General features: G+C 63.7%; 11 protein-coding genes. 6 read left to right on the forward strand and 5 right to left on the reverse strand.

Features of this window, described 5'->3' with window-relative positions; all coding sequences use genetic code 11:
- On the forward strand, nt 1-474 hold a 474-nt coding region (locus VEK15_00845), incomplete at its 5' end, for an amidohydrolase family protein (protein ID HXV59210.1).
- A gap of 9 nt (nt 475-483) precedes the next feature.
- Here the strand turns inward: VEK15_00845 and VEK15_00850 are convergent.
- The gene (locus VEK15_00850; GenBank protein HXV59211.1) at nt 484-3,219 is read right to left on the reverse strand and encodes an Ig-like domain-containing protein; all 2,736 of its coding nucleotides are present in this window, start codon (nt 3,217-3,219) and stop codon (nt 484-486) included.
- Between the two features lie 238 nt (nt 3,220-3,457).
- Here VEK15_00850 and VEK15_00855 point away from each other — a divergent pair, with 238 nt between their 5' ends.
- Both VEK15_00855 and VEK15_00860 read left to right on the forward strand, forming a co-directional pair.
- Complete coding sequence (locus VEK15_00855) at nt 3,458-4,708, forward strand: hypothetical protein (GenBank protein ID HXV59212.1); 1,251 nt, start codon at nt 3,458-3,460, stop codon at nt 4,706-4,708.
- Nucleotides 4,705-6,084 (forward strand): aminotransferase class I/II-fold pyridoxal phosphate-dependent enzyme, encoded by a 1,380-nt coding sequence (locus tag VEK15_00860; protein ID HXV59213.1) that lies wholly within the window; start codon nt 4,705-4,707, stop codon nt 6,082-6,084. Before VEK15_00855 ends, VEK15_00860 begins: the two co-directional genes overlap by 4 nt.
- Before the next feature lie 12 nt (nt 6,085-6,096).
- Here VEK15_00860 and VEK15_00865 read toward each other — a convergent pair whose 3' ends face one another.
- From VEK15_00865 to VEK15_00880, 4 genes are read right to left on the reverse strand one after another with little or no spacing between them, the layout of a single operon-like run.
- A complete protein-coding gene (locus VEK15_00865; GenBank protein ID HXV59214.1) occupies nt 6,097-6,567 on the reverse strand; it encodes a PilZ domain-containing protein in 471 nt (156 codons plus the stop codon).
- 41 nt (nt 6,568-6,608) lie between these two features.
- The gene (gene folE / locus VEK15_00870; protein ID HXV59215.1) at nt 6,609-7,205 is read right to left on the reverse strand and encodes a GTP cyclohydrolase I; all 597 of its coding nucleotides are present in this window, start codon (nt 7,203-7,205) and stop codon (nt 6,609-6,611) included.
- Nucleotides 7,189-7,542: a 6-carboxytetrahydropterin synthase gene (locus tag VEK15_00875; GenBank protein ID HXV59216.1), complete on the reverse strand. Its 354-nt coding sequence runs from the start codon at nt 7,540-7,542 to the stop codon at nt 7,189-7,191. The genes folE and VEK15_00875 overlap by 17 nt, the downstream gene beginning before the upstream one ends.
- Nucleotides 7,539-8,054 carry a secondary thiamine-phosphate synthase enzyme YjbQ gene (locus tag VEK15_00880; protein ID HXV59217.1) on the reverse strand — a complete coding sequence of 172 codons (516 nt, stop codon included), beginning with the start codon at nt 8,052-8,054 and terminating at the stop codon, nt 7,539-7,541. Before VEK15_00880 ends, VEK15_00875 begins: the two co-directional genes overlap by 4 nt.
- Before the next feature lie 214 nt (nt 8,055-8,268).
- On the opposite strand from VEK15_00880, the gene VEK15_00885 reads away from it, so the two are divergent.
- From VEK15_00885 to VEK15_00895, 3 genes are all read left to right on the forward strand, one after another.
- Nucleotides 8,269-9,711 (forward strand): FAD-linked oxidase C-terminal domain-containing protein, encoded by a 1,443-nt coding sequence (locus VEK15_00885; GenBank protein HXV59218.1) that lies wholly within the window; start codon nt 8,269-8,271, stop codon nt 9,709-9,711.
- Nucleotides 9,708-10,943 (forward strand): FAD-binding oxidoreductase, encoded by a 1,236-nt coding sequence (locus tag VEK15_00890; GenBank protein HXV59219.1) that lies wholly within the window; start codon nt 9,708-9,710, stop codon nt 10,941-10,943. Before VEK15_00885 ends, VEK15_00890 begins: the two co-directional genes overlap by 4 nt.
- 273 nt (nt 10,944-11,216) lie before the next feature.
- Nucleotides 11,217-12,212, forward strand: coding sequence for a (Fe-S)-binding protein (locus VEK15_00895; GenBank protein ID HXV59220.1), 996 nt, complete (start codon nt 11,217-11,219; stop codon nt 12,210-12,212).
- Nucleotides 12,213-12,241: the final 29 nt, after the last annotated feature.

Here is a 12,241-nt window from a genome sequence, read left to right on the forward strand (position 1 = left end):
ACGCTGAGGCTCATGAAAGAAAAAGGCACTTACCTCGTGCCGACCGTCGCCGTCGTCACGGACTTGATGACCCCGGGCGGGGATTACGACGATCCGGTTCTCCAGGTGCGCGGACGGCACATGCTGGCGAGGCTCATGGAGGTGGTGTCGACCGCGCGCCGACTCGGCGTTCCCATCGTTGCCGCTACCGATACGGGCTTCGGACCGGACGGCACGCTTACGCTTCAGCACGAGATCGAAGCGCTCACGAAATGTGGGCTCTCCCCCTTCGAGGCCATTCAAGCGGCGACCACGGTGGCGGCGAAGCTTCTCGGCATCTCCGAGCGGACGGGCCGAGTTCAGAACGGGCTCGAAGCCGACCTCATCGTCGTCGACCGAAACCCCCTCGAGAACATCCTCGCGCTCTCGGACGTGCTCCTGGTCGTCAACAACGGCGAGATCGTCCTCGACCGGTTGAGCTTCGCCCTGGAGTAGATAAGAGTCTCACGGCGTCGCGACGCACGCGGCCGCGCCGGAATCGGTGAAGGTCCCCGACACGGTAACGAACTCCCATTCGTAACCCGCGGGATAGAGCGTCAACTTGAGGACACCGTGCGAGTCGCTGTGACGGACTTGGCTGTTCGGCAGGACGGTGACCATGGGGCGAAGCGCCGCCCCCCCGGTGCCGACGACGAACTGGCGAACGCCGCGGGTCTGGTCCAGGTTCCCGTTCGGATCCTGGGGCGCGAATCGCTCGTAGTCGTGATCATGGGCGGTCAAGACCACGTCGATACCGCCCTGATAGGCCATCTCGAAGAGATCGACGGCGGCGGCCGCGTTGCCATGCTCGCCGGAGCTGAACCGCGGATGATGCCAGTAGGCCAGCGTGCAGGTGCTGGGATTCGCCGCTAGGTCGGACTGCAACCATTGCCCCTGAGGCGAACCGGGATCGCAGCCGCCGACCTGAGCGCAGTTGCTGTTGAGCACGATGACGTGCCACGAGCCCAGATCGTAGCTGTAGTACCCTTCGCCTGGATTGCCCGCGGCGGCGCCGAAATAGTCGAAATATGCCGACGCACCCGCGGTGTGGTAGTCGTGATTCCCCGCCGAGGGTTGGGTACGCCACTTGTGGCGTCCCCAGCTGGGATCGTAGCAGTTCGCGAATTCCTGCGCGGCGCCGTCGGGGTAAACGTGATCGCCGAGCGTGATCACCGTGCCGGCGATATCGTCGAGAAGCGCCGCGGTGCCCTCGTCGTTTTGTGGGCCGCAGCCGGCGATGTCGCCCGCTCCCACGACCACCACGCCAGTAGGCAGAACGACGAACAGGACTTGATCCGAGCCCGACTTGCCACCGGTGTCGGTCGCGGTCGCGGTGACGACGTGCACGCCTTCCGACAGATCCGAGGTGAAAGAGCCTCCCGCGCCGATCATGCCGTCCCGGTCTGACTCCCACGAGACAAGGGACGAGACGTCTCCGTCTTCAGCGTCGGTGGCGGTTCCAAGGAAAACAACGTTCAGTCCGTTCTCGAACGTCGTGCCGTTCTCCGGGGCGGCTATGGTGACCGTGGGAGGTGCGTTATTTATTGCGTCTCGGTATTCGATGTGTAACAGAGGCGCGGCGTTTTGAACCCCGTCATAAGCTTCCGCGGTGCGTCTTCCCACGCCGATGAGAACGATCGACAAGGCGTTTCCGCTCGACCACCCCGGCCGGCTCACGATCTCCTGGATCACCGGGGAGAGATCGGGGGTTCGCTGCTCCGAGCCCGACTCTCCCACCGTCGTCCAGGGGGGCGGGACCCACACGACCGACGCTGCCGTTCTCGGTCTCGTCGAGACGTCCCCGTTGGACGTGGCAAAGGGAAAGGCATGGTCGACCGATTCGCCTTCGATGACGAGAAACGTCGGACCGTCCCCGGTCTCGTCCACCTGAAACTGAATGAAGGCGTTCGCGATCGCGGCGTCTCGGGGGACGTCCACGCCGCCGAAGCGAATGCCCACGGTTTGGATGCTCCCTTCCTCGACGAGCTCCAGGTCGCTGCTGGCCAGAGACACCGAGCCGGTCGGCTTTTCCTCGGCGTCGTCCGAGCTCGAGCCAACCCGCACTTCGACGGTGGTCGGCGCCGGCTCGGCAACGGCCACGTTCACCTGCGCGAGGCCGGTCGACCCCTCGCCATCGACCGCGGAAGCCGTGATCTCATGACTCCCGGAGGAGAGCGTGGCCATCGAGAGGAAGCCGCCCGTCCCCAGGCTTCCGTCACGATCGGACTCCCAGAGGAGGCTCGGGGTGAGCTCTCCATCCTCCAGGTCGTCTGCCGTGCCCGAGAATTGAATCGTTTCTCCGAAATCGAAGCTCGCGCCATGCACCGGCAGAGAAATGCTCACCACCGGTGGCGTGTTGTTCACCGTCAACGTGACGAGATCCGAGCTCGCGAGCCCCTCGGTGTCCGTCACCGTGGCCGTGATCGTGTGCTGGCCGAGAGAGAGCGTTCCGTGCGTGATGGAGCCCCCGGTGCCGAATTCTCCGTCGAGGTTCGAGCTCCAGGAGATCTCGGCGGTGAGAACACCATCCTCGGCGTCGCTGGCGGTCCCGGTGAAGTCGATGCTCTCGCCGGAATCGAAGATCGAGCCGCTCGCCGGCGCGTTGATCGTCACGCTCGGCGGGGAGCCCACCACAACCGTGAGCGCGATCTGAGCCGAGCCGATGAGTCCTCCGTGATCCGCTACCCAGGCGGTGACCCGGTGCAGTCCGGGAGAAAGTCCCGCCGTGGAGATTACCGCCCCGGAGCCGATGCTGCCGTCCCGATCCGATATCCATGACAGCTCCGACGCGAGGTCCCCGTCTTCATCGTCGGTGGCAGCTCCCGAGAAGTCGATCGGGTCAGCAGAACCGAAGATCGATCCATCCACAGGCGCGTCAATCGTCACCGTCGGCAGCGTGTCGGCCGTGCATCCCGGGTCGAGTTGAAACGTGGCCCGCGCATCCGATCCAACGGAGAACCCGTTCCAAACCGTGACGTGGCTCCCCGCGCGGAACACCGCGGAGCCAGGACCGACGATGTGGAAGTCGGGACCGATGGTTATCGTTTCGCACGCGAGGTAGAACCGGTTGTCCTCGACGACCTCTCCCTCGAGGACGAGCGAGCTCGGCCCATTGAGGATCGTTCCCCTGACCGAAACCTCGGGCTCGGGGAGAGTCGTGACCGAGACGGGTATGGCGAGAACCCAACCGCGAAAACGCATTGCCCCCCAACTTCGCGACGCAGCGTGGGCCGACTCGATGGCAGACGAGACTCAGTGGCGGGCCGTCATCGACTTGCAGGATTACCGTCGTAAAACGCGCTGGAACCCCAACCCAACCCTGTAAGCGCCCCCAACCCTAGTCGGACCGCTTCTGGCGGCGGGGATTGTAACACATTCTGGAGTCACGAGAGCACGAAGAATGAAACTTTCTTGAGTGATAATGTTGCCCGCGAGCCAAATGATCCGAATCAGACGCTGCCCGAGAACGCACGAGGTCTTCGTCCTCAACGGAGTCGCCGCACTCCTCGCAGCCACGGCCTGGTTATGGTGGAAGACCGAGATGCTTCTCCAATACTTCTACTACGACCGCTTGCTCGCTCTGACTCATCTCGTCACACTCGGGTTTCTGACGTCGATGATGATGGGCGTCCTCCATCGGCTGTCGCCGATGCTTCTGAAGGTGGAAGCCTCTTCTCGTTCCGTGGCTCGCTTTCAGCTCGTCCTGTTCCTCGTCGGGAGCTGGGGAATGATCGCGCACTTCTGGCTTGGCGAAGCCATCGGGATGAGCTGGTCGGCCCTTCTGGTTCTCGGTGCTGCTCTCCTCCAGCTATGGAACTTTCGGGGATTGTTTCGTGCCTCGAGCAAAACGAAGTGGCCGCGGCTCTTCGTCGCGTCGTCCCTTGTTTTCTTGCTCCTGGCGGCGAGCCTGGGGGTTCTTCTCGCACTGGTGAAGGCATACGACGTCCGGCCCGCGTTCCTCGCCGACGATCATCTCGCCAATCTCTTTGCCCATGCGCATCTCGCCGCCGTCGGCTGGGTGGCAAACATGATCTTCGGCTTCCAGCTGGAGATCGTTCCCACCACCGAGGGCGCATCGAGCTCGCTGCCTCTTCGATTCGCTCTCCTGCAGGTCGGGACCGTCGGTCTCACGATGGGATTTCTCGGTGGAGTGAGCCTATTTCCCTTTGCGCTCATGATCGTCGTCGCCTGCTTGTGGCAGGGGTTCTCCCCGGCACGATCGTTTCTGCGGGGACGTACGAGGGAGTGGGACATGGCGCCACTGTTCGTTCTCGCGGTCGTGGCATCGATGGGCCTCGTGCTCGCGCTCGGTTGGCCCGAACAAGCTGACCCCGCTAGAGGGCGGGTGCAGCTCGCTTACGGCTTTCTCGGCCTGTACGGATTCATGGTTCTCACCGTCTCGGCGGTTGCGCCCAAGCTCTTTCCCATATGGGTTTGGAAAGAGCGTTATCGAGACGAGTACGGCAAGCACCCCGTCCCGGGGATGAAAGAGCTGCCCGACAAGAGGCTGATACGATTCGCGAACTCCGCGATCTTGTTGGGGACGCTCTCGACCACGGTCTCGATCTGCCTGGCGTTTCCCGAGGGACTTCTGATGGCGGCCACGATCCTGTTGGCCGGCGTATGTGCCTTCGTGACGAACCTCTTGCGGATCGTGCGCCATAGCCTTCTCGAGCTCGCTCCGCGATGAGAGAGTCCGAAGACGGCTCGACCGAGGCCCTCCGGGCATTCGCCCGGGAAGCGGTCGATTGGATGCTGGACTATCTCACGAGCCCGACCGACGATAGGATTTTTAGTGGCGTGGCTCCGGCCGAGATCTTCGGGCGCTTCAACGAGGCGATTCCCGAAGAGGGCTCCTCACTCGGCGCGGTGTTCCAAGAGTTCCGCCGCGAGATCGTCGCCGGCGCCACCCATCTCCAGCATTCTGGTAACTTCGCGTACATTCCGAACTCGGCGAGCGTCGTCGGTATCGTCGCCGATCTGCTCGCCGCGACCCTGAATCAGAACGTGAGCCTGGTGCGAGGAGGTCCCTCGGCTGCCGCGGTCGAGGCGCAAACCGTTCGCTGGTTGCAGTCGCTCATCGGGTACCCGGCGGAAGGCGGCGGTGTCCTCACCAGCGGAGGCTCTTTGGCCAATCTCATGGCGCTCGCGCTCGCCCGCGAGCGCCTGGCCGGGGGAGAACGGATGGTGTTCTACCTCTCGGAGGAGACTCATAGCTCGATCGACCGGGGACTTCGTTTCCTGGGCATCGGCCCCGATGCGATTCGCCGCATTCCAACCGACGACGCGTTTCGAATGAACCTCGGCGCTCTGCGGGCGGCGATTGCCCGCGAGGGGTGCCGCGGTGTCGTGGTGGCAACCGCGGGCACGATTGGAAGCGGCGCCGTCGACCCGCTCGAAGAGCTCGCCGACGTCTGCCGTCGCGAGAACCTGTGGCTACACGTCGACGGCGCCTATGGCGCCCTGGCCGCCGCCGCCCCGAGCGCTTCTTGGATGCGAGCCGGCCTCTCGCGAGCCGATTCGATCTCGCTGGACCCCCACAAGTGGCTCTTCGTCCCGATCGACACGAGTTGTCTTCTCGTGCGCGACGTTTCTTTCATGCGCGAGTTCTTCACCGTCGTGCCCGACTACCTGAAGGTGAGCGCGTCGGAGATGGAAGGCGACGTCCATCACCCGATGCAACATACGGTGGAGCTGTCGCGCCGCTTCCGGGCGCTTCGCCTCTGGATGGTTCTGAAGACCTACGGTGCCCGGGCCATCCGTGATCGCATCGAAGCGCATCTGTCTCTGGCGCGGGAGCTCGCCTCGTGGATCGAACGGGCACCCGATTTCGAGCTCTGCGCGCCCGTCATGACGAGCACGGTCTGCTTCCGCTACCTTCCCGGTTCCGATGCCACCCAGGAACGGATCCTCGATCGATTGAACCGTCGGCCCGGCTTGTTTCTCTCGCCGAACCGGTTGAGGGGCCGCTTCACCTTGAGAGCATGCATCACGCATTTGCGGACCGGCGAGAACGACCTGCGGCGCCTGTGGGAAGCCTGTCAGGAGGAGGCCCGAGGCCTGTGACCGTCGGGCCGCTCATTTACCACACGCGGGACAGCTTCCTTCTTGCGCTTCCTTGCGTTTCGCCACCACGAAGCGTGCCGTCTGGCTCGGATCCATCGCCGCCATCGTCTCCCAATGACTCGAATCCACGGGCCCGGTCGCAATGTTCGGTACGATGGCCGACCTCAGAACCTCCCGGATGGCTTCGACCGCGCTCGATCCGAGCTCGGTGAATCGCACTCCGTAACCGGGAGGGAAAGGTCCGCGTCGTCGGTTCCCCCGGTTCTCCCAGTTCACGACCGCCTCGAGCTCGAAGGAAAACGGCTCTTTCGGTGGAAGGATCCTCAATCGCACCTGAGCCTGCGGCAGAAGCGACATGCTCGTGGCCACGTAGGCGCCGCCGGGGGAAAGAGACAGGAGCTTCCCCGTACCCTCGTTGAACGACGTCTTCAGCCAAACGAGGTAATCGTCCGAGAGGTCGACCCGCTGAATGACGCTCGCCATTGCCTCTCCTCTCTGTGATGTTTGGATCTAGTATGCCAGAGTCAGGGCAACGAGCCCAGGCTCCTGAGGAACTCGAGCCTCAGATTGATTCTTCGGCCGAAGCTTCCGGAGAAATGCTGGGTGACGGTGCGCGTCCCCCGCCGCTCGGCGTTTCGCATGGTCATGCATGTCTGATCGGTCTCGAGCAGGACGGCGGCACCTCGCGCGCGAAGGTGTGCGACCAGGGCGTCGGCAATCTGTCGGGTAACGGTCTCCTGAATCTCGAGGCGGTGCGAGTAGCAGTCCACCAGCCGCGTGAGGCTCGAGAGCGAAGCGAGCTTTGGCCCCGGAAGATAGGCCAGATGGGCGAGTCCGTGGTAGGGAAGCAGGTGATGGGGACAGAGTCCGTGGAAGGGGATGGCTTTCAACAGGACCATTCCCGAAGGCGCCCGAGATTTTGGCAGGGGGTAGGCTTCCTGAAAGAGCTCCTTCGGATCGACTTCGTAGCCGTCGAGAAACGTCTCGCTCCAAGCCCGGGCTACGAGCGCGGGCGTCGGCTCGAGCTCGGTCCCTTCGATGACATGGCCCGAGGCTTCGAGGAAGCGACGCACGGCATCCTGCATCGCTTCGAGATCGAAGCGATTACCCGGGTTCGCCATGATAGATGACGCCGGCGTCGTCGGTCTCGTAGAGCTGCATTTCCTTCAGGCCGCCGAGGTGGGGCAAAAGGCGCTTCCACATCCAAATGACCACGTTCTCGGCCGTCGGATTTTCGAGATACCGGTTCAAGTCGTCGTGGTCGATGACGCTCAGCACGTGCTCGTGCACGATCGCCTTGACCTGGAGAAAATCGACCGCCAGCCCCGTTGCCGGGTCGACCGGGCCTTCTACGAAGACCAGAAGCCTATAGTTGTGTCCGTGGGTATGAGAACAGGGTCCCTGATAGTACGGCAAACGATGCGCAGCGTTGAACTGAAACTCGACGCGTAGGATCAAACTCCGATGACCTGGGCGGTCAGACTCCTCTCCCTGGGCCCGTCGAGCTCGGCGAAGAGAATGCTCTGCCACTGACCCAGAGGAATCTTGCCTTCCTGAATCGGGAGGGTGATGTTGTGCCCCAAGACGAGTGCGCGAATATGGGCATCGGCGTTCTTGCGCTCGCAATCAGAGCAGTCCTCGCAATTGTGCAGATAACCGCTGTCGCGGTGCGCCAGCTTCTCGAGGAAATGCTTGACGTCCGCCATGAGCGCCGCCTGGAATTCGTTGATAAAGACTGCGGTCGTGGTGTGCAACGAGGAGAGGATCAGAAAACCCGCCTTCACTCCCGAGGACTTGACCAGGTCCCTGATGCGATCGGTGACGTTGTAGAGCTCGACCCGGGAATCGGTCACCACCTTCAGCGTCCTCGAGAACATTTTCAAGTTGCCCTCGAGCTCCTCCCATGTCCCTTCTTCCGCATCGTCCGTTTTCACTATGGCGCTGGCACTCAGGGACGCTCTACTGTTCATGTTGTCTGGTACTCCTTCTAGAGTTCTCGCCCGCTTCACTCCATATTGTGACAGAACGCGATTCGTGCAACCACAGGATGGGCCAAAAGAATTAATCTAGTACAGCCAATCGGGTTTGGCAACCCCGACCACCGCATCTCGTTCAGAACACAGGGCCTATGCTCCGGGACCTTGCTCCCCCCTGACGCCGCGTGTAAGCTCTCTCGCCGAGGACATGCTGGAAGCCGCCTTTCTCTCCGAGCTCGCCGCCCTCGTGGAGCCCGAGGCTCTTCTCGTAGACGCTCACCATGTCATCGCCTACGAATGCGACGGTTCGACGGCCTTCAAAGCCGCCCCCGACGCGGTCGTGCTTCCGCGTTCGACCGAGGAAGTCGCGCGCGTCGTCCAGTGCTGCTCACGGGCGCGGGTCCCCTTCGTCGCGCGTGGTGCGGGTACCGGTCTCTCCGGGGGAGCCACGCCGAGCGAAGGCGGGGTCGTCATCGCGCTCACGAGAATGAACCGCTTGCTCGAGCTCGACCTCGACAACCGGCTCGCTCTTTGCCAGACGGGGATCGTGAATCTGGAAATCTCGCGGTCGGTCGCGCCCCACGGGCTCACCTTCGCGCCGGACCCATCGAGCCAGTCCGCGTGCACCCTGGGAGGTAACATTGCGGAAAACTCGGGCGGTCCCCACTGTTTCAAATACGGACCGACGACGGCTCACGTCGTCGGCCTGAGAGTCGTTCTGCCCGACGGACAGATCGTGGAGCTCGGAGGTCCCCGCGAAACCGCGGGTTACGATCTGGTCGGATTGTTCGTCGGCTCGGAGGGTACTTTTGGCATCGCCACCGAAGCGCTCGTCAGGTTGATGCCCCTGCCCGAAGCGGTGAAGACCTTGCTCGCGCCCTTCCGGAGCATGGTTGCCGCCTGCGAGGCGGTCTCGGCCATCGTCGCTCGGGGCATCGTGCCCGCGGCGCTCGAGATGCTCGATCGGCGAACCATCGAGGTGATCGAGGCCGGGGCGCTCGCCGCGGGCTATCCGAAGGAAGCCGAGGCGGTCCTTCTGGTGGAGCTAGACGGGCCGGGCAGCGGCATGGACCGAATGGAGCGGGAGGTGCAGCGTATCTGCATCGAGTGCGGGGCGGTGTCCGTTCAAGTGGCGCGAAACGACGAGGAACGCGCTCGTTTGTGGTTGGGTAGGAAGTCCGCCTTTGGAGCGATGGGTCGGCTTTCGACGGATCTGTATGTCCAAGACGGCGTCGTACCCCGGTCGATGCTTCCCGAGGTTCTCGAGCGCGTGGGGGAGATCGCAAGCAAGCACCGGATTCGCGTCGCCAATGTCTTTCACGCCGGTGACGGGAACTTGCACCCCTGCATTCCCTACGATGGTCGCGACGAGGACGAGAAGAGGCGCGTGCTCGCCGCCAGCCACGAGATACTCGAGCTTTGCGTTTCCGTCGGGGGCTCAATCAGCGGCGAGCACGGGATCGGCGTCGAGAAGGCCGACCGTATGGACCTGCTGTTCTCGCCGGCGGATCTGGCGCTCATGCGCTCCGTTCGCGACGTCTTCAATCCTCAGGGGCTGCTCAATCCGGGGAAGATCTTTCCAACGTCCTCGGGATGCGGTGAGTCATCTGCCCTTCCGGCGGTCGCTGCCGTGCCCGGAGCCTGGATTTGACTCCCGAAGCGCCTCGGCGTCTTCTGGAGGGCGTGAGCTCGCGGCCGCCGCGTTCCGACGACCCGAAGATCGATGGGCTCTCCCCCTGGCTGGTGCTCGAGCCCGAGAACGAAGCAGCTCTCTCACGAGCGCTCGAGCTCTGCCATCGAGAGTCCCTCGCGGTAGTTCCCGTCGGCTCGGGAACGAGACTCTCGCTCGGGAACCGCCCGAGCCATCTCGATGCTTTTCTTTCCACGCGCGCTCTGGACGGCGTCGTCGATCATATTCCTTCCGATCTCACGGTCACCGTGCGCGCCGGTACGCGCGTGGGGACGCTCCAAGAGGAGCTCTTCGAGCTAGGCCAGTTCCTGCCCGTCGACCCGCCGCTTCCCGACCGGGCGACCGTCGGTGGTGTGTTTGCCCTCGCCGAGCCGGGATTTCGAAGGCGGCCCGGTGGGCGTCCGCGTGATCTTCTCTTGGGTTTCGAGGGGGTTCTCGCCGACGGAACCGTCGTAAAGTCCGGCGGTCGCGTCGTAAAGAACGTCGCCGGCTACGAGCTGTCCAAGCTCTTCACCGGATCGGCGGGGACGCTCGTGGTGATGACCCGAGCCCATCTCAGACTGCGCGCACTTCCCGAAGAGGTGGTCACGGTGAGCGCCCGGTTTCGACGCGCCGGCGACGCTCGATCGGCCTGGCACGAGCTGAATCGCTCGCATTCGTTGCCCGAAGCCGCCGCTCTTCTCAATCCCGCCAGCTCGCGGGCCTCGAGTCTCGCTGATTGGAGCCTCGTCCTGCGATTCGAAGGCCTTTCCGAAGAAGTCAGCGCATCGGTAGAGGCCGCGGTCGAGCGACTTCGGGGAGCAGCCAGGATATCGTCTCGAGTCTGGGATTGGATACGAGACTTTCCCCTCGGGGCGACGGGCAGCCACGTCCTCGTGCTCCGGGGACAAGTAGCGCCGGCGCTCACTTTCGAGCTCGCCGAGGAGTGGCGAGACGGGGGACCTCTGGTTGCCCATCCCGATTCGGGACTCGTCTTCAGCCGAACCGAAGAACCCGATGGGCTGTCCGACCGGCAGGAGGTGGCGAGGCGTCTCGGTGCCAATGTGGTCTTGGAGCAGGCGCCGCCGGGCCTCAAGGAGGATATGGACGTGTTCGGCGAGCCGCCGAAAGCCTTCGCCATCATGAGACGCCTCAAGCAAGAGCTCGACCCGAGGGGCATCCTCTCGCCGGGGCGGTTCGTCGGGAGACTTTGAGATGTGCCGATGAGTCAGCTTTCTTCGCGACAGCAGAAGCTGTACCAGAAAACGCTATCCTGCGTGCACTGAGGGCTCTGTCTGCCGGCGTGCCCGGCATACGGAGTCTCGCCGCGTGAGTCCATCGCGCCGCGCGGGCAGGTCTACAACATCCGGGCCTGGCTCGAGGGACGGCTTCCCCTGGGCAAAGGCCTGTCCGGCGAGATCTACGACTGTCTCGCCTGCCGCGGTTGTGAGTCCGTGTGTCCTGCGGGTGTTCCCGTCGGCTCCATCATGGAGGATGCTCGGAGCCTTTTGACCGACGCGCGCACCGAGAGCTTCTTCTTGCGCGCGGCGAAACGAGTCATGCTCGAGGGAGTCGTCGCCCGTCCCGCCCTGCTCTCGCTCGCCATGGCCCTGTTGCATTGGGCCGAGCGCCTGGGCCTTCGTGCGCTGGCTCGCAGAGCGCTCGGCGAGCGGATGGCCTTGCTTCCCGCGATTCCTCGAAGGAGCCCCCGGCTCCCCGAGATCTTTCCCTGCGAGCGCGAGAGACGAAAGCGAGTCGCTCTCTTCACCGGATGCATCGCCTCGCATCTGTTTGCCGACGTCAACGAGGCAACCGCCCGAGTCCTTGCGAGAAACGGTTTCGAGGTGGTCGTTCCCCGAGGGCAGGTCTGTTGCGGCGCGCTACATCTCCACAATGGCCTGTCGAGGGCGGGACAAAAGCTCGCGCGCGCCAATGTCGATGCCTTCGAGACCCTGGGAGCCGAGGCGGTGATCGTCAATGCCGCGGGGTGCGGCGCCGTCCTGACGGAGTACGGAGAGCTTCTCGATGGTGACCCCGGGGCCGTCTCTTTCGCGAGACGCGTCGCGGACGTATCGGCCTTCCTCGTGCGCGAGGGATTCGAGGCTCCCTCGAAAGGACTGGGCAACATTCGCATCGCCTACGACGCCCCCTGTCATCTCTTTCACGGTCAGCGCGTGAGAAGCGAGCCCAAGGAGCTGCTCTCGCGGATTCCCGGCGTAGAGCTCGTAGACTATCGGGACTCGGAACGCTGCTGTGGGAGCGCGGGTATCTACAACCTGATTCGATATGACATGTCGATGAAGGTGCTCGAAACCAAGATGAGAGAGCTCGGGACTACCCGCGCCGATATCATCGCCACGGGCAACCCCGGATGCCTGCTGCAGCTTTCGGAGGGGGTGCGCCGTTCCGGGATTTCGGCCGAAGTCGCTCACCCCATCGTTCTGCTCGATCGGGCGTATCGCCAATCGAGCCTTGCAGGCTGATGAAAAAGTACAGTCCAGCCTGCGCGAGC

The sequence above is a fragment of the Vicinamibacteria bacterium genome (genome assembly GCA_035620555.1).
GTDB lineage: Bacteria > Acidobacteriota > Vicinamibacteria > Marinacidobacterales > SMYC01 > DASPGQ01.